Source organism: Sinorhizobium sp. NFACC03 (genome assembly GCF_900103435.1).
Taxonomy (GTDB): domain Bacteria; phylum Pseudomonadota; class Alphaproteobacteria; order Rhizobiales; family Rhizobiaceae; genus Ensifer.
In genome coordinates, this window is the sequence record NZ_FMXF01000019.1 from 79,376 (window position 1) to 105,159 (window position 25,784).

The following is a 25,784-nucleotide window of genomic DNA, read 5'->3' on the forward strand; positions in this document are numbered from 1 at the left end:
TCTGCCTTTGCCCATCAGTTGCCGGGCATTGCGCCGTTGCCCCCCGCCCCCGCGGGCGGGATCACGAAGGCCGGCGCCCCGCCGCCGCCCTGGTAGCTGCGGATCGCCCTATGGACCACCTTGCCATCAGTGGCGATGTGCGTATTCTGCGCCACGCGCGGGAAAGGATCCTGCGTGTGGATACCCTTGTTCGCTTCCATCGCGTTTCCGAGCCCGAAGGTGATCGAGTCCCGGTGGTTCAAATAGTCGGCGCAGCCCGAGGTGAGGCTGGTAGCCGCCAGAACCAGAAGCACACGCTTACTTCTTCGCAACAGCAACGACGCCTCCCGTGTCGAGATCAAGCCGATGGCCATAAGGCCCGGTGACACCCTCACCGTTGCGGAAGCGGCGCAGCATATCCTTGTCCACTTCCAGTATCCCAAGCGCAAAGAGCTCCACATCATTGGATGACCGCGTCTGCTCGAGCGGGCTGTAGAGCGCCTCGCCGGGCGCCGCGGGCCGCACGATGCGCGGGGTCACGACGATGACGAGATCGGACTCGCGCTTCAGGAAGCTCGTCGAGCGGAAGAGTGCACCGATCACCGGCAACTGCCCCAAGCCAGGCAGTTGCTGAATATCTTTGGAGTTGATCGATTGCAGCAGGCCGGCCATGGCGAAGCTCTGGCCATCGCGCAGTGCCACGGTCGTCTTCGCCGCGCGCGAAATGAAGCCGGGATTGCCGTTGACGTTAATAGACGTATCGATTTCGGAAACTTCCGGCTCGACCTTCAAGCTAATCAGCCCGCCATCGAGCACCACCGGCGTGAAGGTCAGCCGCACACCGAAAGGCCGGTAGTCCGTTTGCGTAGCAACGGTCGCGCCATTGGCGACCGTAGTCTGGATCGGCACTTCACCACCGGCGTGGAAGCTGGCGGTTTCGCCGCTCATCGCGATCAGGTTCGGCTGGGCCAGGCGACGCACGAGCCCCTTCTGTTCGAGCGCGTTGATGACCACGTCTATCTGGCCGCCGGAGATTTCAAGCACCTTGGCAATCAGCTGACCGAAAGGTTGCATGCCAGTTGCCGCGCCCGCCGCATCTTCGAGGGTTCGAACCAGCGCGCCATCCTCAACTCCAATGCCCTGACTGGTCGTCGCTTTGCCGATGCCATTCCTGCCCGCCCCTGCCCAACCGATGCCGAGGTCGCGACCGGTTTGCCGGGACGCCTCGATCACGCGAACTTCCAGCATGACCTGCTGGGAATCGTTGACGCGCAACTGGTTGAGAACCGGCTGGTCCGAATAGGACTGGGCGATTTCAAGCACCCGCTGCAGCTCGGTGGCGTCGCGCACCATGCCCGTCAGGCGGATACGATCATTCGAATTGATCACACGAACTTGCGAACCGGGCGACGCAGAGCGGATCGCCGATGCTACCTCGCCGAAATCGCTGGCGACGCGGATATCGATCACGCCGAGAAGCTTCTTGTCGTCGCTATAAACGGAGATGTTTGTCGCCCCGGTCTTCTTGCCGCGGATAAAGAGCGATTTGTCGGAGAGCGGTACGACGTCTATGAGTTCCGCGCTGCCAATTACGAGGTCTCCGAAAGGCTTGCCGGTGGCGATCGTCATCGTATCATTCGGCGGCAGCACCACCTGCTGAACGGATCCGCCGAGATTGACGAATTTTTCCTGCGCATCTGCCGGCCCTATGAGGCTGGGTCCCCAAAGACAATTGGCCGATACGATCGCGACAGCCGCCGCGAGGACCTTGCCTCTTGTTGAACGCTTGACGCTTCCCCTCAACATTCCTGCCTTAGCTCCCTCTCCTCGAAGCCGGGCCCGCCCCCTCAGGGCAGGTTACACCTCACATCACTGGATCAATCCCACTCTGTGTTCTTCCCGCTTCGTTGTGTTCCAGACGCCGACCGTCGCCCACTTGGGCTCTGCCAGCAAGACCGGCTCAACATTTCGCTCGACGATTTGCACCTGTTTTTCACGCACGGGTGCATTCATCTTGCTTTCGACGGAATTGATCCGGCCTCCGAGATCCTCGCCGACCTTGCGAACCATACGTTCGATCGACTCGAATCGCCCATCATCAGTACCTTGTAAGAGTTCGGCGGCGACGGGGCCACCCCCCAGATCTGCGACGGTCACCGGCCGTGTCTGTTCGACGGAGGCCGACGCGATATTGCGAAGCGCCAGCGAGAGCGTGCCGATATTGGCCCCGAGTGTCAGGCGCTGGGCCTCGTCGGTCGTGACCTCAAAGGTGACAGTCTTCACGACGGAGGGCTCGTCTTTACGCTCGTCAGCCGTCTGGTCGACAGCCAACACCTTCACGCCCTGCAAGAGCACATCCACCGAGGTCTGTTCGGTGCCACCCCTCGAATTGCGGATCAAGCGGGTCAGGAGCACGTCGACCCGGTCCGAGGGACGCACGAAGCCGGCAACGCCGAGCACGTCGTTGACACGAATGGAAACCGCCTTCATCCCCTCATCAAGCGCCGCCGAGAGCGTGGCGCGCTCGCCGGCGCCAGTAATCTTTGAGGAGAGCACCGGCTCGCCGGGATCGATCGCCTCCATAGCATAACGGGGTTCGTCCTTATCGCCGAGAACAGCAACGATGGCGTCAAACGAACCCTCCGGCCTTTCTTCGGAGGGCCAGGGAATGGCTTTCAAATTTTCGGGACGAACCCGGTCGCCGAAGCGCATTGGTTTTGAGGCGACGACAAGCGTCTTTTCCTGAGTTTTTGAGCCGCTGGCAGCCGTAAGTCGCGCCTTCTGGTCGGCGAGATAGATGCGCGTTGCAAAAACCGCTCCAACACTAAGTAAAAGGGCAATAACCAGACTGATGATAGCTGAGGAACGCATCGCCGCTACTCGCACATTCGGAGAAAACTATTTCCAGAATATTTTTCTAAAATAGCGGAGAGGAGTTAACAAACTCCCCTCCTTATTTATCAGGCCTCGCGCTTTTTTTTAAGCTGGAGGAGCAGCAGCAGGAGCAGGAGCATCGAGGTCTTGGCCTTGGAACCAAGTCGCCCAGGAGGACCAGTTAGTCTCAAGTTCGCCGCCGATCGTCACAATAGAAGCGACAACACCGCCAACGAGAAGGCCGAGAAGAATAAGGTATTCAGTCAGCGCTACGCCGTCTTCTTCCCGCGCGAAAGCGCGGACTTTATTCAAAAGTGCTTTCATCGAGAATTACCTCCAACACAGTATACTTTCTGCGTGGCCGCTTTTTTCCCGGCCCCCGCCTGTCATCGAGACCGCCTCTCCGACTGACATTATTAATAATCCCTTAATTATTATATCGTCAACTTCTAATACGAAGTGATATGAGCCATCTTTGGGTTATGGTTAAAATCAGAACCCCTGCATTTTAAGGGTCAATAGAGAGATCACCTGCGGAAACATGACATCCTGTAATATTTCTTGAGCTTTTCTGATCCGCGGTTTCTTGCGAAGCCTTTGGAAGAGCAACACAATTGCATCTGAGGCCACCTATCGCGCAGAACTGGTGAAACATGACAGAACTTGTCAATATAATCCCTTTGGTAGCGGCGGCGCTCTTTCTCTACTCCGCCTGGAGCGACTTCCAGAGCTGGCGCATACCGAACGGCGTCGTGCTCGCGCTCGTCTCCGTCTACGCGCTGGGCGCCATGATCTGGCTCACGACAACACAGGACATCGGCGCCGCGCTCTTCTCACTCGATGGCGTCGGCGGCGATATCGGAGCTGGCTTACTGCTCTTCACGCTCGGGGTAGCGCTCTGGGCATTTCGGTTGTTCGGCGCCGGCGACGCCAAACTATTCCTGCCGATTGGCCTCTTCGTCGGCTGGCACGGCATGCTCCCCTTTGCCGTTTTCCTGCTGATCGGCGGGATATTGACCATGCTGGCCTTGAGGCTGCCAATGCCGTTGGCGTTCGCGCATTACGCCGTGATTATGCGGATCGAAGAGATTCGGGTCAGCCGCAAGATCCCCTACGGCGTCATCATGGTCTTCGCCACGCTTGTCACGATGGCCCTCCGTCACCGCCAGGCTTAGACAAGCAGCCCGTTCATCACCTCTCAAGGCCTTTATCAACGAAAGACAGCAATTACCTTGCTGTCTAGGGATTGCCATGCGATTCTTCGGGCATGATCCGAGGGAGATGAGAATGTCGGAAACGATGCTTGCAGCACTTACCAACATTCGGACGGCGGAAGATATGATCGTGGCCTTTCGCGATGAGGAGCAGTGCCGGCGATTGCTGGAAAGCATGGTGTGGCCGGCCGGAAGAGTTTGCCCTGCCTGTGGTTACAAGCGCTCGATCGCAATCGCCGGGCGCGATATGGGCAAGCGGCGTGCGCGTCCGGGTCTCTATCAATGCTCCAGCGGCGAATGTCGGTTCCAGTTTACGGTGACGACACACACGCCGCTGCATTCCACAAAGCTTCCTTTGCGTGTCTGGCTGAAGGGCATGTGGCTTATGCTGCAGTCGGATAAAGGTTTGTCCTCGGTGCGCCTGGCCGAGGCTCTGGGGGTGAGCCAACCGACGGCCTGGCGGATGGGGCACGCGCTGCGTCTCATGGCGGCGCGCGAGCACATGCTCGATGGCACGGTGGAGATCGACCATTTTCATCTCGGTGGGCGACCGAGAATAAATCCGGACGATCCACCGCCTGGACGCGGCCGAAAAGGTCTACCGAATACCCAGAAGACGCCTGTCATGGTGATCGTGCAGCGACCCGTCACACCCGGCACTCCGGCCGGTGACGCGCGTGCTGCGGTGGTGACTGGTCTTTCGCTCCGTGCAGCGGCGCGCGCGGCCGAAGCGCAGATCGACCCCGACGCCTACTTGATGAGCGATGAGGCGGCAGCGTTCATAGCCCTTGGCGAGAACTATGCCAGGCATGACACTGTGAAGCATTCCAGCCGCGAGTACGTTCGTGACGCCGTTCATGTCAATTCGGTCGAGGGTTTCAATTCCCGCGTCCGCCGCACAATTGCCGGCGTCTTTCATCATATCAGCCCGCAGCATGCCGACCTGTATTTCCACGAGATCGGTTTCCGCTGGTCACAGCGCATTGTTACGGGCCAGGCTGTGCGGAAAAGCCGAAATGGCGTGGAACGCATGAAAACAATGTGGTCACGGGTACCGCCGGCGCTGCAATTGCTACAGGTCTTCCGCGCTGCTACCGGTCGGCAAATGCGCAGAAGTCCGGATGGTGGCATCATCGTCAAATCAGCAGTCGCTGCCTTTGGTTGATAAAGGCCCCTCTCAAGATGATCCGATTGAGCATCGTCGCAACGCAAGCTCACGCCCGCGGCGGCAACTCGCGCAAGAACAGAATGCACTGCACCAGTTGGGAGGCAGCCTCCTGGGCGAAGACAAGCACATCTGCATTCTTTTCGCGCGCCATGAGATATGCGAATTCCCGTCTTTAACCGCGACAGCGCAACCGGCTGGGGCCAGACGAACGAAAGCCGCAAGATCCTGACCGAAGGTCTGCTGCCGGAGATCAAGGAATATCTGAAGGACAAGGGCGGCATCTATCTCAACGGCGACCTGCACCACCCGCACCCGTCTTTCACGAAAGGCACCTATGACGGGCGCTACCTCTTCGCAAACGACAAGGCCAACACGCGTGTCTGCCGCATCCGCCTCGATGTGATGAAGTGCGACAAGATCATCCAGTTGCCGAACCAGCACACCGTTCACGGCCTACGCGTGCAGAAATATCCGCGCACCGGCTACGTCTTCGCCAATGGCGAAGATCGTGTGCCGATCCCGAACGACGGCTCAGTTCTCGACGACCACAAGCAGTATCACGCGATCTTCTCGGCGATCGACGGCGACACGATGAGTCCATGACGGGATCGTCCGTCTTGCTCGGCGCGGTATTCGTCGCGATCGGATACTTCGTCAGTGCCAGTGCGGGCGAGCGCAGCACCGCGGGCGGCATTGCCATCGGCCTCTGGCTGTTCTTCGTGCTGATCTACGACATGGCACTGCTCGGCGGGCTCGTGGCAGCACAGGGCCGCTCACTACCGGACGGTCTGCTCGATCTCTTGCTGCTCGCCAATCCGACGGATGCCTATCGACTTCTCAATCTCGGTAGCGGCGGCGCTGCCGCGCTCTCCGGCATGGGCGGTGTCGCCAAGAACTCAATCCTCACAGGCGAGGTCCTGCTCGCCGCACTTTGCGTCTGGACAGCCGCACCGCTCGCTCTTGCCACGCTGCTTTTCTCCAGGAGGGACATTTGAAACCCGTCCGCTTTGCCCTCATCGTCGCAGCATCGCTAATCCCGCCGGACCGCCAGAAGGTAGGGTACGTGAAGCGGCGGCGCTGGCCGATTTCACGCAGGTGCGCATCGACCGCAATCGCATCGCCTTTTCCCGCCGAGGCATGGCGTTGACGCTGAATGGCATTGCCCAGGGCTACGTCACCGATCGCGTCGTCCAGCTCTTTTTGTGAGGCCGGTGTCACCAGCAGCCTCGTCGACATGGGTGAAAGCCGCGCGATCGGTGCAAGGGCGGACGGGCAACCTTGGCGCATCGGCCTGGCCGACTTCGAGGATGACCAATGACGTCGACGCGACCCTGAATATCATCGACCGCGCGGTCGCGACGTCCTCTGCAAAAGGGTTCCAATTCGACGCTAAAGGCCGCTTCAGCCACATCCTGGACCCACGGAGCGGCGCAACGGCACAGCAATATGTCCGGGTTTCGGTCGTTGCGCCGGAGGCTTCGACCGCTGATGCCCTTTCGACAGCGTTTTCGCTGATGGCGCCTGATGAGATCGATGCACTGGCAAAGCAACAGACCTTGGTTGATGTACATCTCAAAAGCCGATGATGCGGTCTGTTGGCTGACGGAAACCGACTGAGCAAAGGTCTGGCACCAGAGCCTGCTTGATACAGCGCTTCTGGCGTTCAACTGCGAACGACCGCCCCTTGTCTCTCGCCTCCGTTCCTTGCCATTGATCGCTCAGACATGCCAATTAGGCCCGATGCAAATCGGCCGGGAAGGACCGATTTGCAGCACAAACAGCACTGAGGGCCCCACCGCCAGGCAGGCTCGCACACGTCAGGAGAACTCATGTTTGACCACGTCAAATTCGGCGTCAGGGACTTTGCCGCGAGCAAAGCCTTCTACCTAAGGGCTCTCGAACCGCTCGGTGTAGCTATCATAGCCGAGGGCGAACCGTCCTACGGTGTCGAACTTAGTTCGAAGGGCAAGGCTTCGTTGTGCCTGCACCAGACGGACGAGAAACCGGCGCATCTTCACCTGGCCTTCGCGGCCGAGAGCCGCGAGCAAGTCGACGCTTTCTACCGCGCCGCTCTGGCAGCGGGTGGCAAAGACAACGGTGCGCCGGGTCTGCGCCCGCGCTACCATGCGAACTACTACGCGGCCTTCGTGCTTTGTCCTGATGGACACAACATCGAAGCGGTTTGCCACGAACCCGAGGCCTGATCGAGAGCATCTGGCCCCCGCAGGCGCCAGGCCCTCCGTCAACGCGGAGGGCCGTCTGTCGCGCTATTGAACCGCCGCGGTTCCATAGACGAGGTTGGGAAGCCACAGCGAGAGCTGCGGAAACATGCTGAGCATGACCAGAAGGACCATCATCATCCCGAGATAGGGCAGCACCTCGCGCGCATAAGCCATCATCGGTACCTTCAGCACCATGGACGAGATGTACATCAGGCCACCGACCGGGGGCGTGATGCCGGCGATCGTCAGGTTGGTAATGAAGACGACGCCGAAATGCACGCGATCGATGCCGACACCGTCGATGATCGGGATCAGCATCGGGGTCAGGATGATGAGCGCAGCCGAACCCTCAATCGCCGTGCCGATGACGATGAGGAGAACGTTGATGAGGAGCAGCATCAGCAGCGGATTGTCGGTTGCACCGCCCAGCCAACCGGACATCGCTTGCGGCACCTGTTCCCAGGCGAGATAGAAACCGAAGGCGGCCGCCGCGCAGATCATGATCATCACGACCGCAGAATCGCGCACCGACTCCGCAAGCACTTCCGGGATCTGACGGAGCGTGAATTCACGGTAGCCGAAGACGGCGACGAACAGCACATAGACGACGACAACCGCGCCGGCCTCGGTGGTGGTGAAGATGCCATAGCGCGTACCGGCGAAAATCACGACCGGGATCGACAGCGCCCAAAGCCCGTCGATCAGCGCCCGGCTCGCCTCCGCCCGGCTGGCGCGCTCCTTGCGAAGCGGTTTGTAGCCGCGCTTGCGCGCGATGAAGTAGGTGGTGACCATAAGCCCTGCCGCGAGCACGAGGCCGGGCACCACGCCAGCGGCAAACAGCCGGCCGATCGAGGTCTCCGCCAGGAAGCCGTAGACGATAAGACCGATCGAGGGTGGGATGAGGCTGGTGATGATGGAGGCGGACGAGGTGATGACTGCGGCAAAGGCGCGGCTGTAGCCTCTCTCAGCCATTTCGACGCCAAGGGTCTTGGCGAGCATCGCGGCATCGGCGTTGGCCGATGCGGTAAGGCCGCCGAGCAAGGTGCCGAGCACGGTGCACATCTGCGCCAAAGCGCCGGTCATATGGCCGACCAGAACGTCGGCGAGCGCCAGCAGGCGGCGGGTGATGCCCGACGCATTCATGATGCAGCCGGCAAGCACGAAGAGCGGCAGCGCAAGGAGAGAAACGGACTGACTGCCCTCCGCCATTTCCTGGGCGAAATTGGCAAGCGGGATCATGTCCATGTTGATGACGAAGAAGGCGAGCGCGCCAATCGCCATCGCCCAGGTGATGGGCGTCGACAACAGGAAGAGGATGACGACCAGCAGCGAAGGGCCGGCCAGATGGAAGAAGGTCATATCAGCGATTCCACATTGCGATGCAGACGGACAGTCCATGGCCTTTCGACGATGAGGTGCTGGAACAACATGCCGGCCGAAGCGAGCGCGAGCGGCCCGTAGGAAAGACTTCGCGATAGATCGAGCGCGATCGTATGCACATGCCGCGACGTCCAGGCCTGCCAAGCAAAAAGGATCGTCATGGCGCTGAAGAACAGGGCCAGCAGAAAATAGTTGAACCAGGCGACCGCCTTCTGCCAACCCTCCGGGAACGCTGCGACGAGAACGTCGATGGCGGCATGGGTGCCGAGACGGACACCGGCAACTGCGCCGAAGAAAACCAGATAGGCAAAAGCCATGATCGCCAGTTCGTAGGTCCACGCGGCGGGCTGCGGGAAGATATAGCGGCTGATCACTCCCCAAAGGATCGAAATGACGATGACGAGCAACGCCGCAACACCAATCGCTTCATCGGCGCGGCGCAGGCTGAGCAGAGGAATTGCTTCCTCGGGTGGTCGTGAGGTTTCCATGGTTGTCTCGATATCCTAAAGGGCGGAATGGGGACGGCGGAATGGCCACACGGCCCCAGGTCATCGCACCGATGCGCGACAGCATGAATGGGCGCGGCCGTTCGGGCCACGCCCGTTGGAGCGCTTACTCGGCCATTGCCTTCTGTACCTGATCGTACATTCCGGGCGTGATGTTCGGCACCTTCTCGTAAGCCGCGCGCGAGGCTTCGATGAAAGCTGGAACGTCGATGTCGGTGACGATCTCGACGCCAGAGGCCGCGAGCTGCTTGGCGTAGGCATCATCCGTTTCGAGCGTCATCTCAGTCAGCTCCTTGGCGATCGTCTGGCCCTCTTCGAGAAGGATCTTCTGCAGGTCTTCCGGCAGGCCGTTGAAGAACTGGCTGGATGCGACCCAGGCCGTGAACATGATCTGGTGGCCGGTCTTCGAGATGACCTTGCGGGTCTCGTTCAGTTTCGCGCCGGCGATCGAGCCGAAGGGGCCTTCGGCGGCATCGACGACACCGGTCTGAAGCGCGTTGTAGACGTCGCCCCACGGCAGTTCCGTCGGCCGTGCGCCGTAATTGCCGAAGGTCGCCATCATAATCGGCGACGAGGGCACGCGGATGGTGACGCCGGCAAGGTCCGCTGGTGAGCGAACCGGCTTGTTGGCGATGATGTGGCGGTAGCCGAAAAGACCGTTCGGCATGATGATCTTGATGCCCTGTGCCTCGAGCTTGCCGGATAGTTCCTTGTAGAGACCGGATTCGAAGAGGCGGTCGGTCGCGGCCAGATCGGGGTAGACATAGGGACCGGCCAGAATGGAGAGATCGGGCACGAATTGGCCGAGCTGACCATAGTCCGTGGCACTGAGCAGGCTCGCGCCGCTCATGACCATTTCATTGACCTTCTTCTGCGCGCCGAGCTGATCGCCCGTCATGACCGTAATTGCAATGCGGCCGCCGGAGCGTTCGCCGACACGTTCGGCATAGGTCTTCATCGCTTTGACGATGGGCTCGTTGGGGTTCACCTGCGACGTCGAGAACCGCAGGCTGTATTCCTGCGCATTAGCGATACCGCAATAGGAAAGGGCAGCCATAGCGGCCACGACGATCAAGGTCTTCATCAATTCCTCCTCTTTCCGGACTCCCCTCCGGAATGCACAATGCATGAATGATCTATTCATGAATGAACTTCAGCGTCAAGAGTGCGGCGCCCATCTTCCCGATAGAGTCCGGTTCGAAAACGAAAAACCGGGGCGATCTATGACCGCCCCGGCTTTTCCATTTTGAATGATGTATTCTTATATAAACGCTCTTGTCAGGCGCGGAATGTGTAGTCCGCGATCGATTGGGGCTTCATTTCGATCGAGAAGCCGGGCCGCTGCGGCGGCATGTAGGCGGCATTCTCGATGACGCAGGGGTCGAGGAAGTGCTCGTGCAGATGATCGACATACTCGATCACGCGGCCATCCTTGGTGCCGGAAACGGCGACATAGTCGATCATCGACAGGTGCTGCACATATTCGCAAAGGCCTACGCCACCAGCATGCGGCCAGACCGGCAGCCCGTATTTGGCTGCGACCAGCAGCACCGCCAGCACCTCGTTCAGCCCGCCCATGCGGCACGAGTCGATCTGGACGATGTCGATCGCGCCCTCGGCAATGAATTGCTTGAACATGATGCGGTTCTGGCACATCTCGCCGGTCGCGACCTTCACCGGCCCGATCGCCTCGCGGATCTTGCGGTGACCGGCGACATCGTCGGGGCTTGTCGGCTCCTCGATAAAGAAGGGCTTGGCGAAGGCAAGCTGCTTCACCCAATCGATCGCCTCGCCGACCTCCCAGACCTGGTTGGCATCGATCATCAGATAGCGGTCCGGCCCGATCACCTCGCGCGCAATCGTCAGCCGCCGGATGTCGTCGGCAAGATCACGGCCGACCTTCATCTTGATGTGATTGAAGCCTTCGTCGATCGCCTCCTGGGCGAGCCGCCTGAGCTTGTCATCGTCATAGCCGAGCCAGCCGGCCGACGTCGTGTAGCAGGCGTAGCCTTCCCTCTCCAGCGTCGCGATGCGCTCGGCCTTTCCGGGCTCGGCCTTGCTGAGAATTCCGATCGCCTCGTCGCGGGTGAGCACATCCGTCATGTAGCGATAGTCGACGATGTCGGCGATCTGTTCCGGCGACATGTCGGAAACGAGGCGCCAGACGGGTTTGCCCGCTTCCTTGGCAAGCAGGTCCCAGACGGCATTGACCACGGCGCCGGTGGCGAGATGGATTGCCCCCTTTTCGGGGCCGATCCAGCGCAATTGGCTGTCGCTCGTCAGGTGCCGCCAGAAGCGGCCCGGATTGGCGAGGATGTCCGCCGTATCCTGACCGACGACCAGGTGCTGCATAGCCTTGATCGCCATGCAGCAGATATCGTTGCCCCGGCCGATGGTGAAGGTGAGACCATGGCCCGCAACACCGGGCCTGTCCGTGTCGAGGATGACATAGGCCGCGGAATAATCCGGGTCCGGATTCATCGCATCGGAGCCGTCAAGGCTCTGTGAGGTCGGAAAGCGCAGGTCGAAGACGCGCAGATCAGTGATGCGGGTCATGGTCACTCCAGTCGGTGGTAATTAATCGTCCGCGCGTACGGACTGCTTCTGGCTGCCGAGGCCCTCGATACCGAGTTCGACGACATCGCCCGCCTTGAGATAACGCGGCGGCTTCATGCCCATGCCGACGCCAGGCGGTGTGCCGGTCGAGATGATGTCGCCCGGTTGCAGCGACATGAACTGCGAAAGGTAGGACACGAGATGGGCGACGCCGTAGACCATGGTCTTGGAGGAGCCATTCTGCATGGTCTCGCCATTGACCTTCAGCCACATCGGCAGGTTCTGCGGATCCGGCACTTCGTCCTTGGTTACGAGCCAGGGGCCTGTCGGACCAAAGGTGTCGCAGGACTTGCCCTTGGTCCACTGGCCCTGGCGTTCGGTCTGGAAGGCTCGCTCGGAGACGTCGTGCACGACGCAGTAGCCGGCGACATAGTCGAGGGCTTCCGCTTCGGTCACGTATTTCGCCTTGCGGCCGATGACGACACCGAGCTCCACTTCCCAGTCGGTCTTGGTCGAACCGCGCGGGATCAGAAGATCGTCATCGGGGCCGACGATGGCCGAAGTCGCCTTCATGAAGATGATCGGCTCCGACGGAACCTTGGCGCCGGTCTCAGCCGCGTGATCGGAATAGTTGAGACCGATGCAGATGAACTTGCCGGTTCCGGCAATGCAAGGGCCGAGACGCTGGTTGCCCGCGACAGCGGGCAGACCTGCAAGATCGAGCGACTCCAGTTCCGCCAGCTTATCGGGATCGAGAGCCGCACCAGAGAGGTCAGCCACATGACCGGAAAGGTCGCGCAGCGTGCCGTTCGCATCGAGAATACCCGGTTTTTCGTGACCCGGAACGCCGTAACGCAGAAGCTTCATATCTTAAATCCTTGAACTCGGTGGTCAGATGGTCCAGCCGCCATCGATGGCATAGGCTTGGCCGGTCGTATAGGTAGCGCTCGCGAGATGAACGGCGAGCGCGGCGATCTCCTCCGGCGTGCCGAGGCGGCCCATCGGCTGGCGGGCGATAAAGGCGGCTCGTGCCGTCTCATAATCGCCCTGCGCCCGCATACGGTCCTGCAGCGACGGGCTCTCAACGGTACCGGGGCAAATGGCGTTGCAGCGAATTCCCTCAGAGACGTAGTCGGCGGCAACGGCCTTGGTGAGACCAATGACGGCTGCCTTGGTAACGCCGTAGGCGAAGCGGTTGGGCACGCCCTTGATGCTGGAAGCGACGGAAGCCATGTTGATGATCGCGCCATCCTTGCGCGCAAGCATGCCCGGAAGCACGGCACGGATGGTGCGGATCATCGCCTTGACGTTAAGGTCGAGGGCGAATTCGAGGTCGGAATCCTTCATCTCCAGGATCGAGCCGGCATGAACGAAGCCGGCGCAGTTGAAGAGGATATCGACGGCGCCGATCTTTGCCACGAGAGCGTCCACCGCCTGCGTATCGAGGACGTCAAGCCGGTGCGTCTCGACGCCGGCTTCGCTGGCAAGCGCTGCAAGCGCATCCGTATTGATATCGGTCGCATGCACCTTGGCGCCGGCCTTTGCGAAGGCCAAAGCCGAAGCGCGGCCGATTCCTTGAGCTGCGGCCGTAATCAGGACGACTTTGCCTTTAAGATCCGCTGTCATTCTCGATCCCTCATGCTTTGCGTTCGACGACCAGGATATGGTCGGCGGCGAGAACGACCTCGCCACGCTGGTTGATAACTTCTAACCGTTCCACGACGCGCCCCGCCTTTGGTCGCTTCGGATCGTCCTCCTTCGCAGAGACGGTCACGCGGGTGCGGATCGTATCGCCGATATGGACCGGACGCACGAAGCGCAGACGATCATAGCCGTAGGAAAAGGCAACGGGGTTGATCAGCGAGGCTGTCAGACCCACGCCGATCGAAAAGATCATGGTGCCATGGGCGATGCGCTGGCCGCCCGGCAGGGTCTTGGCGAATTCCGCGTCCATGTGGTGTGGAAAGAAATCGCCGGTGTGACCGGCATGAACGACAAAGTCGGTCTCGGTGATCGTGCGACCCGTCGTCAGGCGTTCGTGTCCGAGCTCGTAGTCTTCAAAATGGATGATCTGTTCAGACATGTCATTGTCCTGGAAGCGGCGCGATCGCCGTTGCCGGCGCGGCACTCGATTGATAGGCGGCCTCGACGAGCGCCATCGTCTGCCACGCGTCTTCCACCGAGCCGATCAGTTCATCGTCCTCACCCCTGACGAAGCGCTGCAGGTTCGCCATGCGATTGACGAAGGCGTCGGGGAACCAGGCACCTTCGAGCGGCACGGCAACCCAATCGCTGCCGCCTGTAGGCCTGATCCAGAGCTCATCCGGCTCACCCTTGGGGTAGTCGAGATTGACGCCGAGCTTCACGTAGGCGGCACCCGAGGTGCCGGAGATGCGGAACTCGCAGGCCTGGAACTTGCGGCCGAAATCGTGGTCGTGATTGACCGAGAGCACGCAGCGTACGCGATCGCCATAGTCGAGGATCGCCGCCGTGCGCGTCTGGGCGACATCATGGTTCGAATGCCCGATGGTCTTGGCGTGTACGCCTAAGGGGTTGCCGAGCAGGCCGCGGATCAGATCCAGATAGTGGATCGAGTGCATGGCAATCTCGATGCGCGGCAGACCTTTGAGGAACGGCCAAAGGCCCCAGGGGGTGGCGAGCGCCAGCCAGGCATCGAAATCCACCACCTCGCCGAGATGCCCCTTGGCGATGGCATCCTGCAGCGCCAGCATCATCGGCGCGAAGCGAAGCTGGAAGTTGGCGGCCGCCTTCAGCTTGCGCGCGCGGCAGATCTCGAGAATGGCGGTTGCGGCGGCGAGGTCCGACCCCATGGGCTTCTGGATCAGCGCTGCCGCGCCGATCGGCAATCGGCCAAGGATGGTGGCATGGGCGGCGGGCGGCGTTGCGAGGTCGAAGATCGCTTCCGGCACCGAAAGCGCGTCCGCCTCATTTTCGAAGGCCCGAATATCCCAGCTTTCCGCAAGCTGAGACGCCTTGGAACGGTCCGGGTCATAAATCCCGGCAACCGGGAGGCCCGCCTTGCGGTAGGCCGGCAGATGGGCGTCGCCGACGATGCTACCGGCACCGAAGATCACGATCGGCCGTGGATTGCTCGGCCTCGGCCACCATTGTCTGAGAGTGCCGGGATCAAAGCCTTCAGTCATGATGGAAAACCTCGTCCATCATCGCCCACCACTCGCCTTCTTTTCTCATCTCAAGCGGCTTCTGGCACGGCATGCAGACCGACCACCATTCCTGGTTCTTCGGATGCGCCGCCATCTTGGCCATATCCGACGCGAAATCCGAGCCGACATATTCCCAGTAGCCGAACAGCAGGCTTTCCGGCTCCTTGAGGAAGATCGAATAGTTGGTGACGTTGCATTCGGATATCAGTTCGAGGATCTCCGGCCAGACGGCGGCATGCAACGCCTTGTATTCGGCGATTTTCGACGCTTCGAGGCCGATCACCATTCCCATCCGCTGCATCCTGTCCTCCATCTCATTGGTATTGCGCAATTCCAAACGCAAAACCGTTCCGCACTTTTGCTGGAATTGCTCTAGCCGCGGAACTCGCGGGTGAATTCACTGATCGAGCGAGTGCGCACGGCGTCCCAATCCCAGGCGATGCCGATGCCCGGCTCAGAAGGGGCCATGGCGCGGCCGTTCCGGATCTCCATGCCCTTGGTGGTCAGGTCATCGAGCTGCGGAATGTATTCGACATATTTGCCGTTCGGCACGGCGCAGACGAGGCTCACATGCAGCTCCATCAGGAAATGCGGGCAGACCGGAATGTCGAAGGCTTCCGCCGCATGAGCGACCTTCAGCCAGGGCGTGATGCCACCGATGCGGGCGACGTCGACCTGCACGATCGAGCAGGCGCCCTTCTGCATATACTCACGGAAATGGCGGATCGAATACATCGATTCACCAACCGCAATCGGCGTCGGCGTCGAGCGCGTCAGCCGGATATGACCGTCGAGATCGTCGGCCGGCAGCGGCTCCTCGATCCAGGCGAGATCGAGCTCCTTCAACCGCGACGCGCGGCGGATCGCCTCGTCGACGGTGAAGCCCTGATTGCAGTCGGTCATGATCTCGAAGCAATCGCCGAGTGCCTTGCGCATCGCGGCGAGCCGATCGTAATCCTCCGAGCCGTGCGGCTTGCCGATCTTCACCTTCGAGCCGGAGAAGCCCTTGGCCTTGGCGGCGAGCCCATCCTCGACGAGGGCCTCCTTCTCGATATGCAGCCAGCCGCCCTCGGTGGTGTAGAGTGGGCAACTGTCCTTGGCGCCGCCGGCGAGCTTCCAGAGCGGCAGCTTCTGCTTCTTGGCGCGCAGGTCCCAAAGGGCGGTGTCGACTGCGGCCAGCGCCAGCGCGGTGATCGCGCCGATGGTCGTGGCGTGGGTGGCAAATTCCATCTTGTGCCAGATCGCCTCGATGCAATCGGCGTCCTCGCCGAGCAGGATTGGCACGAGGTGATCGGAGAGAAGCCGCATTACCGACGATCCGCCGGTGCCGATCGTGTAGCTGTAGCCCGTGCCCGTCGCCCCGTCGGAATCGACGATCGTGACGATAGGCGTTTCCTGGCTGACGAAGCTCTGGATCGCATCGGTCCGCTTCACCTTCGGCGGCAGGTCGACCATGCGCAGTTCAATTTTCTCGATTCTTGCCATGTCAGCCTTCCAGAGCCTTGCCGGTATCGATGTCGAAGAGATGGGCGCGCGACAGGTCGAAGCTCATGCGCACCTTTTCGCCTGAGGCGAGCGGGCGCGGGTTGAGCATGCGCGAAACCCAGTCGCGGCCGTTGAATTGGATGAAGACAAGTGTCTCGTTCCCGAGCGGTTCGGTGATCGACACCGGCAGTTCGACGTCGTGCACGGCCGCCGGATCGCCGGCATGCAGGCCGTGGCCGCTCGGATAGATATCGTCCGGCCTGAGGCCGAAGGTGACCTTCTGGCCCGGGCGCAGTGATTTTGCGAAACGCGGCGGGATCGGCAGCCGGGCGCCACTGGCAAACACCAGCGTGCCGTTGTCGACGATCGCCTCGTCCATGTTCATCGGCGGAGAACCGATGAAACCGGCGACGAACTTGGTGGCCGGTCGTTGGAACACCTCTTCCGGCGTACCGACCTGCTCGATGTACCCGTCGCGCATGATGACGATGCGGTCCGACAGCGTCATCGCCTCGACCTGGTCGTGGGTGACGTAGATCATCGTCGCCTGCATGCGCGCATGCAGCTTCTTGATCTCGGTGCGCACCTGTGTGCGCAGTTTTGCGTCGAGGTTCGACAGGGGTTCATCGAACAGGAAGACGTCCGGTTGGCGCACAATCGCGCGGCCCATGGCGACGCGTTGGCGCTGGCCGCCGGAAAGCTGCGACGGCCGGCGTTCCAGGAGATGGCCGAGATCGAGGATGGCAGCAGCCTCATCGACACGCGCCTTGATGTCATCGGCCGAGCGCCCGGCGATCTTCAGCGAAAAGCCCATGTTCTCGGCAACGGTCATATGCGGATAGAGCGCATAGGACTGGAACACCATGGAGATGTTGCGCGCCCGCGGCGGCAGATCGTTGACCTTGCGGCCGCCGATCTCGATGGCGCCGTCGCTGACGTCCTCGAGGCCGGCGATCATCCGCAGCGTCGTCGACTTGCCGCATCCGGAGGGGCCGACGAGCGCAATGAACTCGCGATCCTTGACCTCGAGGTCGATGCCGTGGACGACCTCGAGCGCGCCGTAGCGCTTGACCAGTTTCCTGAGGGTGACAGGAGCCATGAACGATTATCCTTTCACCGCGCCGAAGGTGAGGCCCGAAACGAGGTGCTTCTGAATGATGAAGGTGAGGGTCAGCGCCGGGATGATCATCACGACGGCGAGCGCGCACATGCCGCGCCAGTCGATAGTGAACTCGGCGGTGTAGTCGAGAAGCCCGACCGGCAGGGTCTTGGAATTGACCGAGCGGGTGATCTGCGAGGCGAGCGCGTATTCGTTCCAGGAGGTGAGAAACGCGAAGATGCCGGCGGACGCGATGCCGGGGCCGGCGAGCGGAAACTCCACCTGCCAGAAGGCCTGCCACGGTGTGCAGCCGTCGATCTGGGCGGCTTCTGCGAGATCCTTCGGCACCTGGCGAAAGAAGCCGTCGATCAACCAGATGGTGAAGGGCACGTTGAGCGCGACATAGGTGAGGATCAGCGAGAAATGAGTGTCGATGATGCCGGTGCGGGCGTAGAGCATGAAGAGCGGCAGCGACAGAGCGATCCCGGGCACGGCCCGCGTCAGCATGAAGCCGAGAAAGATCGCCGACTTCGCCTTGAAGCGATAGCGCGCAAAGGCGTAACCGCCGGCCATGCCGATTGCGAGCGCAATTACCGTCGATGTCACGGAGATGATCAGCGAATTGCGGAAATAGTCCCAGACGGGAACGCCGCCCTGCCCCGCGCCCGAGAACATGGCGCGATAGGCATCGAGCGAGATGCTCTCGGGAATCCAGACTGGGGGCTTCGCCATGATTTCGACGGTCGGGCGTAGCGACGACAGCACGATCCAGAGGCCGGGCAGGCAGATCACCGCCATTGCCAGGAACAGGCCGATCAGATGCGCGATCTTCAGGAGGCGCCGGCGCAGGCGGTGCGAGGCGTTGATATCCATTACCACTCGGCTCCGATCTGCTGGCGCGCCGCGGCGAGCTTGCGGAAGAAATAGACGGTGAAGACGATCGACAAGAGGATCGCGACATAGGCCATGGCGTTGGCGAGCCCCATGCGGGCATCGGCATAGGCGGTGCGGCCGACGAGCGTCCAAAGCAGTTCGGTGCGCTTAGCAGGACCGCCATCGGTCATGATCTTGACGATGTCATAGGCCCGCGCCACGTCCAGCGAACGGATGGTCATGGCGATGAAGGCAAACGGCATGAGATAAGGCCAGGTGACATAGCGGAAGGTCTGCCAGGGCGTGCAGCCGTCGACATGGGCGGCCTCGACCGGATCCTTCGGCATGGCGAGCAGGCCGGCGAGGATCAGGATGGCGAACACGGCGGTCGAGGACCAGACTTCGGCGATGATGATCGACAGCAGCGCGAGATTGCCGTCGATCAGCCACGGGATAGCCTGGTCGGTCAGGCCCAGCGACTGCAGCGCATTGTTGACGAAGCCGATATTGTCGTTGAACAGAAACTTGAACTGGAAGCCGACCAGCACCGGCGAGAACATCATCGGGAACATCATCATCGTGCGTAGCAGGCGCTGGCCATGGGTCACCTTGTTGACAAGCAATGCCAGGCCGAGACCAAGCAGCATCTCGGCGTTCAACGCCACCGTCAGCAACAGTACGGTGCGACCGAAGGCGACCCAGAACTCGGCGTTGCCGAGAACGGTTGCGTAGTTGCGCAGGCCCACAAAAACCCACAGCGTCTCCGGCTTGGTGAGACGGAACGGCGTGAAGCTCGAATAGAAGGAAAAGAGCAGCGGCAAGACGATCACCGCCGCGAGCACGACGAAGGCCGGAAGCAGAAGCAGGGCCGGTGCTGACAATTTCTTGAGCTTCATCGGGCAGTCCTGAGGATGGCATGAAATGGCTGAGGCGGCGCCGGCACCGAAGCGCCGGCGCCGCCTCCTTGGCTGTGATCAGAGCTTGCCCGCGTCTTCCAGAATGCCGGTCGCCTTCTCAGTGGCGGCATCGAGCGCTTCCTTCGACGTCTTGTCGCCGAGGATGGCGGCCTGCAGTTCCGGATAGACGGCGTTGGAGATTTCGATCCATTCAGCCGTCTTCGGCACCGGGAAGGCATGCTTGGCGGCTTCCTGGAAAGCCTGCAGCACTTCGGTCTTGTAGGCGTCGCCTGCGGCTGCCTTGATGTTGTATTCCCAGACGGCCGAGCGGGTCGGCAGCGGGCCGGCAGCCGATTCCAGCTTCTGACTGTCCTCGTTGGTCAGCCACCAGACGAGCGAGGCGGCGGCCTCCTTGTTGGCGCAATCCTCGGTGACCGAGAAGCCGTGGTGGCCCGACCAGCCGGTGCGCTTGCCGGAAGAACCGGCCGGCTGCACCTTCACGCCGACATTGCCGGCGACCTTGGACGACTTCGGATCGTTGAAGAAGCTCGCCCAGCCAGGCCAGTCGAGGTTGAGAGCGATCGAGCCCGAGGCAAAGCCCTGACCAAGGTCGTCCCAGAGATAGTTGGTTGTGCCAGGCGGTACCGCCTTGTCCTTGTAGAGCTTGACGAACCAGTCGAGCGCGCGCACGCCGGCTTCGGAATTGAAGGCCGGGCGACCATCCTTGTCGAGATATTCCCCACCTTCGGCGACCAGCATTTCATAGAAGCGACCGTTGATGGCCTCTTCCTTGCCGGCGAACTGCGTGCCGTAGAAATTCGGTGGCGCTGCGAAAAACTCGGCCTGGTCGCCAACCTGGGCCCAGGTGTCCGGCGGCGCGAGGTCGTAGCCATACTTTGCCTTGAAGGCGGTCTTCTTAGCTTCGTCCTGATAGAGGCTCTTCTGGTAATAGAGCGCCGAAACGTCGAACTGGGCACGCGGCAGCATCACCAGCTTGCCGTCGAGTGTCGAGGCATCGATCAGGGCCGGCACGAACTTGGCGACCTCATCCGGCGGCAGAAGCGCGAGCAGGTCGGTGTAGATGTCAGGATATTGCGGAGCGAATGACGAATGGTTGGAACCCACGCACCAGCTGACGCCACCGGTCGCGATATCCGACTTGATCTCCTTGTCGAGCTCGAAGTGGTTCTTCTTCGACAGGATGTTGACCTTGGCGCCGGTCGCCTTCTCCCACTCACCGATACGCTCGTAGAGCTTTTCGTATTGCTGTCCGCCGATCAGCTTGGCGTCGATCGTAACGCCTTCAAACTTGCCGGGCAGGTCAGCGGCCATAGCCGTCCCCAGTCCCGCGGCAAGCATGATCGCTCCGGCGGACACGCCGGATAGCAGCCTTCTCATCTCCATTCCTCCCTGGTTCACGCCCTCATCCTGGCGCGACGTTCTCATTTGTGAGAAACTAATTCATATACAAACAACAAATTTATCCAGCGTCAAGGGCGAACTTTCCTTTGTCGGCGCCTTTCTCTGCGTATATGGATATGAATATTCACCAAGGAGGGATCTCATGGACACCGAAGAGTCTGACCGCTATCGCGCGCCCGCCCTCGACAAGGGGCTCGACATTCTCGAGCTGCTCGCCAGCGTCGACGGGGGCCTGACGCAGGCGGAGATTTCCAAGCGCCTGAACCGCAGCCCCAACGAGTTCTACCGGATGCTCGACCGGCTCGTGCGGCGCGGCTACGTCACCCGCATCGACGGCGATCGCTATTCCCTGACACTAAAGCTGTTCGGGCTTTCGCAACTGCATGCGCCGGTTCGCAGGCTCGCTTCCTACGCAACACCGTTGATGCGCGACCTGGCGCAGCGCTCCAAGCAGGCCAACCACCTCGCCGTCTTCGATCGCGGCTCGGCCGTGGTAATTGCCCAGCAGGAAGCACCTGATTATTGGGGCATCTCGATCCGGGTCGGATCGCACATCAGCCTGTTCGACACCGGCTCCGGCCACATCCTTCTCGCCTTCCGCTCAGCCGAAGAGCGCGAAATGATGATCGCGGAACACGCCAAGAGCAAAGACGAAGTCCCGCGCGGACCGGAGTTCTACGCGCGGCTCGACCAGATCCGCGAACGCGGCTACGAGATGATGGCGAGCGCGCAGACCGCCGGCGTCTATAACCTTTCGGCACCGATCCTAGGCCCCGATGGCCGCGGCATCGCGGCACTCACCGTGCCCTATATCGCGCTGGTCAACGCGCCCTCGGCGCCGGACATTACCGGAACGATCGCCCTTTTGCTGAAGACAGCCGAGCAGCTATCGACGCTTGCAGGTTCGGACGTGGCGCCGGCTAGCGATTGACGCCAGCCGGCAACGGCCGTACTTCTTATCTGAATAACTCATTCTTATGTGAGACGCCGTTCGGAGGAGAAGCGCCTTGATCATTGACACCCATCTTCACCTCATCGACAGGTCGAAGCTCACCTATCCCTGGCTCTCGGGCGTGCCGGCGCTCGACCACGACTTTCTCTACGCGACCTACGCGCGCGAGGCCCGTCGGCTCGGCATTGAAGCGGCGCTGCACATGGAGGTCGACGTCGACCCTTCGGAGATCGAGAAGGAAACGGCAGAAGTCGAACGGCTGGCGCGCGAGCCGGGCAGCCTGCTCAAGGGCGCCATCGCCGCCTGCCGACCCGAAGACGATGGTTTTGCGGCCTATCTCGAGCGCCAGGACGCAAACGGCTTCGTGAGGGGTTTTCGCCGCGTGCTGCACGTGATGCCGGACGACCTGTCCGAACAGTCAACCTTTCGCGGCAGCATCCGTAAGCTCGGTGGCCGCCGCTTCACATTCGACCTCTGCGTCTTGCCGCACCAGATCTCGAAGGCGATCGCGCTTGCCGACCTCGCGCCCGACGTACAATTCATCCTCGACCATTGCGGCGTGCCCGACATTCGCGCCGGGGCCGAGCACCCCTGGCGCGAGCACATGAGCGAGATCGCCCGCCGTCCGAACGTCACGGCAAAAATCTCCGGCGTTGTCGCCTACGCCGATGAGGCTTGGCAGGTCGAGACGCTGCGCCCCTATGTCGAACATACGATCGGCGTCTTCGGCTGGGACCGGGTGGTCTGGGGAAGCGACTGGCCGGTCTGCACGCTCGGCGGCAATCTTTCGACCTGGGTCGGCGCCACCCACGCTCTTCTCCAAGGCTGCAGCGCCGACGAAAAGCACAAGCTACTCGCCGGCAATGCGCGGCGGATCTGGAAGCTCGCCTAGCGAGACCCGCTCCTTGAGAGGCTCCGGGACGCCAGGGTGCCCCGGAGTCAAATATTAGGCCACGGCAAAGCTCGCCGCAAACAGCCGATTGAGGTCGTCGACGACCTTTCGTGCCGCGTCCTTGCGCATGAGGCCGTTATTGATCCGATCGGAAGCTGCCTGCTGGAAGGCCATGTAGCCATCGTGCCGGGGGCGAACCCAGGCGGTTTCCAGCGTCTTGCGCGTGGCGCGATAAAAGTCCGAGGTAACAGCATTGACTCCGTCGTCGTCCCAAGCGGCCGTGTGGCCGGGCTGCCCACCGCCGGCGGCATAGGGGCCGCGCTGGACCTCGCCGCTCGCGACGAAATAGGCGAAATCGATCGCGGCATCGATCGAGCGGGAGAACGCCGAGACCGCGATCCCGGTTCCGCCCAAGGCGGAGCCGGCGGGGCCAATTTTTCCGGCAACCGGTATGTCGCCGAACTTCACAAGCGACGGCCGAAAACCCGGCATCGAATAGCTGACATAGCCGTAGATCAACGGCACGCAGGCAAACCCGGAGCCCGGATGGCTCATTGCCTCCAGCACGGCGATCGGATCCATCGAGAAACAGGCGGGATCGATCAGATCCGTCAATTCACGCAGGCGCTCGAAGGCGTCGGTGCCCGCATCAGGAGCGATGAGCTGCCCGATACCGTCGCTGCAGCAGGCGTGCCCGAGATTGGCTGAGAGCGTGTAGAAGCTCATCAAGGAGTGCGGCGGGCGCATCGGCAGGGCCACCTTTCCCTGGCGTGCCATCGCCAGCATCTCGGACCAACTGTCGGCCCGCTCCGTCCGGTCCGGCCGCCAGGCCTGCACCTGCGTCGCCGCGTCGATCGGGAAGGCCCATTGCCGGCCCTGCCAGGTGTAACTCGGATAGGAGCGACCGACGCTAGCATCGGCCAGTGCCTTCCGTTCGGCCGCTCGTCCTTCGACATCGAGCGGCGCCAGACACTTCTCCTTGGTGATCTGGCCGACATGCGGATGATCGATGACAATGAGGTCATAAGCTCGCGCCAGTTCCTCGACCGGATAGGTCTCGAAATCCTGCAGCGATCGCTTGTCCCATTCGACCGTGACGCCGGTGCGTTCCCGCCACAGCCGCGAACAGGCGATCATCGGATCGTAGCCGCGCGGGTGGCTCCAGGTCATGCCCTTCAACGTGATGCTCACAGGCCGAACTCCTCTCGGATCGCTTCGCTATGCTCGCCGATGCGTGGCGCGGCGCGATCCACCTGGGCGCGCTTGCCGTTGACCCTGAGCGGCGAACGAGTGGTGAGGATCGAGACATCGTCGTCGCGCACGACCGTCTGCAGCATGTCGAGCACCCGGAAGCCTTCGCTTTCGAGCAGTTCGTTCCAGTTGAGCACGCGCGCGCACCAGATGTCCGCGGGTTCAAGCAGGCCAAGCCAATGGTCGATGGTGTTTTCGGCGATCCGCCTGGCGATCAGCGCCTTGATCTTGTCCCGTTCGGAGAACCAGGAGGCCGGGTCGTCGCGATAGGCGTCGAGTTCGGGCATTTCCAGGAGATCGGCGAGCTTCGGGATCGGCGTCATGGCGATGGCGAGATAGCCGTCCTTGGCGGGATAGACGCCATAGGGCGCCGACAGATAGGCATGGGCGCTGCGGAAGCCGGAACGTGCCGGCAGCCGGCGGCCGTCATTGAGATGAGTCGTCAGAACTTCGAACTGGAAGTCGACGAGTGCCTCGAGCAGGCTGGTTTCGATCAGGCTGCCCTTGCCGCTGATGCCGCGACGGACGAGCGCTGCAAGAATGCCTTGCGCTGCCGCGGCGCCGGCGAGCATGTCGCCGATCGCCAGGCCGAAGGGAACGGGGCCCTGCCCTTCGTCGCCGTTCAGCCACATGACGCCGGAGCGCGATTGCGCCAGCAGATCCTGCCCCGGCCGCTTCACCCAGGGACCCTCCTCGCCGTACCCGCTGATCGAGGCATAAACGATCTTCGGGTTGATCGCCTTGACTGCCTCATAATCCAACCCGAGGCGCTGGATGACGCCGGGGCGGAAATTCTGGATCAGCACATCGGCGTTGGCGAGCAGCGTCTTCAAGGCCGTAACGTCGGCCTCGTTCTTGAGGTCGATCGCAAGGCTCTCCTTGGCGCGGTTGATGGCATGGAAGATCGTCGAGTCGCCGCCGATCTCGGTGTCGCTCAGATAGAGCCGGCGCGACAGGTCGCCGCCGTCGGGGCGTTCGATCTTGATGACGCGCGCGCCGAGATCCATGAGGCGCAGCGAACAATAGGGACCTGAGAGAAACTGGCTCATGTCGACGACGACAAGGCCTGAGAGCGGCAGTTCGTTTGTTTCGGTCATCGGTATCTTATTTCTCGGTCTTGCCGACGAAATCGGCGGGATTCTTGTATTTCACGGTCTGCAGATGCTCGCAGTAGAGCACCAGTTCCCCCTCGCCCTTGAACACCTGGTAGCTGGCGCGGATAAGCCCGAGCTCCTTGTAACGGGGGGTTTTGTCCATGTTGGTCCGGATCGTGTAGATCGTGTCGCCAATGAAGACCGGCTTGATGAAACGCAGCTTGTCGTAACCGTAGGAAAAGGCGTTGACGCAATTGGTGGCCACGAGCCCGAGGCCCGCCGAAAAGACCAAAGCGCCAGCGACGAGACGCTTGCCGAACATGCCGTCCCGCTCGGCAAACATCTGATCCTGCACATAGGGGTGGATGTCGACGACCAGCGTGTTGAACAGATGACTGTCCCCCTCGGCGATCGTCCGGCGCAAAGACCGGATGCGCTGGCCGACGGGCCAATCTTCATAGAACCAGTTTTCCGCATTCCAGACCGGCAGGGCGGCATGGTCTTGCGGCATATCCGTGGGACGCGTCGAGGAAACACCGACGGTGGGCGTGAATTCATGCATGAGCAGACCCTTGCGTAGCGAAAGCGAAGTCCGACTTTGATTTTCGCCATCGAACGCCAGTGGCGCTCAGCGGCAGTGATCAATTTCTTCTTATATGAATAGCTTACTCACATATGGATCGATGTGGCAAGAGACTCGAGTCTTCGACGGGCACTGCGCGATCCCGAGTGCCGC

General features: G+C 61.4%; 28 protein-coding genes and 2 pseudogenes. 9 read left to right on the top strand and 21 right to left on the bottom strand.

Features of this window, described 5'->3' with window-relative positions; genetic code table 11:
• Positions 1–14: 14 nt before the first annotated feature.
• From BLU35_RS22265 to BLU35_RS22280, 4 genes are all read right to left on the bottom strand, one after another.
• Positions 15–314 carry a pilus assembly protein gene (locus BLU35_RS22265; protein WP_286161588.1) on the bottom strand — a complete coding sequence of 100 codons (300 nt, stop codon included), beginning with the start codon at positions 312–314 and terminating at the stop codon, positions 15–17.
• Positions 298–1,785, bottom strand: coding sequence for a type II and III secretion system protein family protein (locus BLU35_RS22270; RefSeq protein WP_093234521.1), 1,488 nt, complete (start codon positions 1,783–1,785; stop codon positions 298–300). The genes BLU35_RS22265 and BLU35_RS22270 overlap by 17 nt, the downstream gene beginning before the upstream one ends.
• 63 nt (positions 1,786–1,848) lie before the next feature.
• Complete coding sequence (gene cpaB / locus BLU35_RS22275) at positions 1,849–2,850, bottom strand: Flp pilus assembly protein CpaB (protein WP_093234522.1); 1,002 nt, start codon at positions 2,848–2,850, stop codon at positions 1,849–1,851.
• A 108-nt stretch (positions 2,851–2,958) separates the two neighbouring features.
• Complete coding sequence (locus tag BLU35_RS22280) at positions 2,959–3,177, bottom strand: hypothetical protein (protein ID WP_093234523.1); 219 nt, start codon at positions 3,175–3,177, stop codon at positions 2,959–2,961.
• A gap of 329 nt (positions 3,178–3,506) precedes the next feature.
• On the opposite strand from BLU35_RS22280, the gene BLU35_RS22285 reads away from it, so the two are divergent.
• The 7 genes and pseudogenes from BLU35_RS22285 to BLU35_RS22310 all read left to right on the top strand — a co-directional run bounded on the left by BLU35_RS22285 (position 3,507) and on the right by BLU35_RS22310 (position 7,439).
• Positions 3,507–4,028 carry an A24 family peptidase gene (locus BLU35_RS22285; protein WP_093234524.1) on the top strand — a complete coding sequence of 174 codons (522 nt, stop codon included), beginning with the start codon at positions 3,507–3,509 and terminating at the stop codon, positions 4,026–4,028.
• 112 nt (positions 4,029–4,140) lie between these two features.
• The gene (locus BLU35_RS22290; protein WP_093234525.1) at positions 4,141–5,232 is read left to right on the top strand and encodes an IS1595 family transposase; all 1,092 of its coding nucleotides are present in this window, start codon (positions 4,141–4,143) and stop codon (positions 5,230–5,232) included.
• Between the two features lie 159 nt (positions 5,233–5,391).
• Positions 5,392–5,829 (top strand): annotated as a pseudogene (locus tag BLU35_RS22295) (TAT-dependent nitrous-oxide reductase); the annotation flags it as partial.
• A gap of 2 nt (positions 5,830–5,831) precedes the next feature.
• A pseudogene (locus tag BLU35_RS36215) lies at positions 5,832–6,230 on the top strand (ABC transporter permease subunit); the annotation flags it as partial.
• 100 nt (positions 6,231–6,330) lie between these two features.
• Positions 6,331–6,441, top strand: a complete 111-nt coding sequence (locus BLU35_RS36855; protein WP_502688167.1) for an FAD:protein FMN transferase — start codon at positions 6,331–6,333, stop codon at positions 6,439–6,441.
• 101 nt (positions 6,442–6,542) lie between these two features.
• On the top strand, positions 6,543–6,821 hold the full coding sequence (locus BLU35_RS36860) for an FAD:protein FMN transferase (RefSeq protein WP_502688168.1): 279 nt from the start codon (positions 6,543–6,545) through the stop codon (positions 6,819–6,821).
• A 243-nt stretch (positions 6,822–7,064) separates the two neighbouring features.
• Positions 7,065–7,439: a VOC family protein gene (locus BLU35_RS22310; protein ID WP_093234528.1), complete on the top strand. Its 375-nt coding sequence runs from the start codon at positions 7,065–7,067 to the stop codon at positions 7,437–7,439.
• A 63-nt stretch (positions 7,440–7,502) separates the two neighbouring features.
• Here BLU35_RS22310 and BLU35_RS22315 read toward each other — a convergent pair whose 3' ends face one another.
• The 14 genes from BLU35_RS22315 to BLU35_RS22380 form a co-directional block, all read right to left on the bottom strand.
• Positions 7,503–8,816 (bottom strand): TRAP transporter large permease, encoded by a 1,314-nt coding sequence (locus BLU35_RS22315; protein ID WP_093234529.1) that lies wholly within the window; start codon positions 8,814–8,816, stop codon positions 7,503–7,505.
• The gene (locus BLU35_RS22320; RefSeq protein ID WP_093234530.1) at positions 8,813–9,325 is read right to left on the bottom strand and encodes a TRAP transporter small permease; all 513 of its coding nucleotides are present in this window, start codon (positions 9,323–9,325) and stop codon (positions 8,813–8,815) included. The genes BLU35_RS22315 and BLU35_RS22320 overlap by 4 nt, the downstream gene beginning before the upstream one ends.
• A 124-nt stretch (positions 9,326–9,449) precedes the next feature.
• On the bottom strand, positions 9,450–10,427 hold the full coding sequence (locus BLU35_RS22325) for a C4-dicarboxylate TRAP transporter substrate-binding protein (protein ID WP_093234531.1): 978 nt from the start codon (positions 10,425–10,427) through the stop codon (positions 9,450–9,452).
• 194 nt (positions 10,428–10,621) lie between these two features.
• Positions 10,622–11,899, bottom strand: a complete 1,278-nt coding sequence (locus BLU35_RS22330; RefSeq protein WP_093234532.1) for an L-fuconate dehydratase — start codon at positions 11,897–11,899, stop codon at positions 10,622–10,624.
• Between the two features lie 21 nt (positions 11,900–11,920).
• A complete protein-coding gene (locus BLU35_RS22335) occupies positions 11,921–12,766 on the bottom strand; it encodes a fumarylacetoacetate hydrolase family protein (RefSeq protein WP_093234533.1) in 846 nt (281 codons plus the stop codon).
• A 24-nt stretch (positions 12,767–12,790) separates the two neighbouring features.
• Positions 12,791–13,525 carry an SDR family oxidoreductase gene (locus BLU35_RS22340; RefSeq protein WP_093234534.1) on the bottom strand — a complete coding sequence of 245 codons (735 nt, stop codon included), beginning with the start codon at positions 13,523–13,525 and terminating at the stop codon, positions 12,791–12,793.
• A 10-nt stretch (positions 13,526–13,535) separates the two neighbouring features.
• Positions 13,536–13,982, bottom strand: coding sequence for a MaoC/PaaZ C-terminal domain-containing protein (locus tag BLU35_RS22345; RefSeq protein WP_093234535.1), 447 nt, complete (start codon positions 13,980–13,982; stop codon positions 13,536–13,538).
• 1 nt (position 13,983) lies between these two features.
• Positions 13,984–15,063 carry a Gfo/Idh/MocA family protein gene (locus BLU35_RS22350; protein WP_093234536.1) on the bottom strand — a complete coding sequence of 360 codons (1,080 nt, stop codon included), beginning with the start codon at positions 15,061–15,063 and terminating at the stop codon, positions 13,984–13,986.
• Positions 15,056–15,385 carry an L-rhamnose mutarotase gene (locus tag BLU35_RS22355; protein WP_093234537.1) on the bottom strand — a complete coding sequence of 110 codons (330 nt, stop codon included), beginning with the start codon at positions 15,383–15,385 and terminating at the stop codon, positions 15,056–15,058. Before BLU35_RS22355 ends, BLU35_RS22350 begins: the two co-directional genes overlap by 8 nt.
• Before the next feature lie 71 nt (positions 15,386–15,456).
• On the bottom strand, positions 15,457–16,569 hold the full coding sequence (locus tag BLU35_RS22360; protein ID WP_093234538.1) for a mandelate racemase/muconate lactonizing enzyme family protein: 1,113 nt from the start codon (positions 16,567–16,569) through the stop codon (positions 15,457–15,459).
• Position 16,570: 1 nt separating this feature from the next.
• Positions 16,571–17,668: an ABC transporter ATP-binding protein gene (locus tag BLU35_RS22365; protein WP_093234539.1), complete on the bottom strand. Its 1,098-nt coding sequence runs from the start codon at positions 17,666–17,668 to the stop codon at positions 16,571–16,573.
• Between the two features lie 6 nt (positions 17,669–17,674).
• A complete protein-coding gene (locus BLU35_RS22370) occupies positions 17,675–18,541 on the bottom strand; it encodes a carbohydrate ABC transporter permease (RefSeq protein WP_093234540.1) in 867 nt (288 codons plus the stop codon).
• Positions 18,541–19,437: a carbohydrate ABC transporter permease gene (locus tag BLU35_RS22375; RefSeq protein WP_093234541.1), complete on the bottom strand. Its 897-nt coding sequence runs from the start codon at positions 19,435–19,437 to the stop codon at positions 18,541–18,543. The genes BLU35_RS22370 and BLU35_RS22375 overlap by 1 nt, the downstream gene beginning before the upstream one ends.
• A 78-nt stretch (positions 19,438–19,515) precedes the next feature.
• The gene (locus BLU35_RS22380; RefSeq protein ID WP_093234542.1) at positions 19,516–20,835 is read right to left on the bottom strand and encodes an ABC transporter substrate-binding protein; all 1,320 of its coding nucleotides are present in this window, start codon (positions 20,833–20,835) and stop codon (positions 19,516–19,518) included.
• Between the two features lie 166 nt (positions 20,836–21,001).
• Between BLU35_RS22380 and BLU35_RS22385 the strand changes: the two genes are divergently transcribed.
• Positions 21,002–21,790, top strand: coding sequence for an IclR family transcriptional regulator (locus BLU35_RS22385; protein ID WP_093234543.1), 789 nt, complete (start codon positions 21,002–21,004; stop codon positions 21,788–21,790).
• Between the two features lie 76 nt (positions 21,791–21,866).
• Positions 21,867–22,703, top strand: coding sequence for an amidohydrolase family protein (locus BLU35_RS22390; protein ID WP_093234544.1), 837 nt, complete (start codon positions 21,867–21,869; stop codon positions 22,701–22,703).
• A 54-nt stretch (positions 22,704–22,757) separates the two neighbouring features.
• On the opposite strand, the gene BLU35_RS22395 is transcribed toward BLU35_RS22390, so the two are convergent.
• Genes BLU35_RS22395 through BLU35_RS22405 form a run of 3 tightly spaced genes read right to left on the bottom strand, consistent with a single transcriptional unit; the run spans position 22,758 to position 25,610 of the window.
• A complete protein-coding gene (locus BLU35_RS22395) occupies positions 22,758–23,894 on the bottom strand; it encodes an extracellular solute-binding protein (RefSeq protein ID WP_093234545.1) in 1,137 nt (378 codons plus the stop codon).
• Positions 23,891–25,051, bottom strand: a complete 1,161-nt coding sequence (locus tag BLU35_RS22400; protein WP_093234546.1) for a CaiB/BaiF CoA transferase family protein — start codon at positions 25,049–25,051, stop codon at positions 23,891–23,893. Before BLU35_RS22400 ends, BLU35_RS22395 begins: the two co-directional genes overlap by 4 nt.
• Positions 25,052–25,058: 7 nt before the next feature.
• Positions 25,059–25,610 carry a MaoC family dehydratase gene (locus tag BLU35_RS22405; RefSeq protein WP_093234547.1) on the bottom strand — a complete coding sequence of 184 codons (552 nt, stop codon included), beginning with the start codon at positions 25,608–25,610 and terminating at the stop codon, positions 25,059–25,061.
• Positions 25,611–25,784 lie beyond the last annotated feature (174 nt).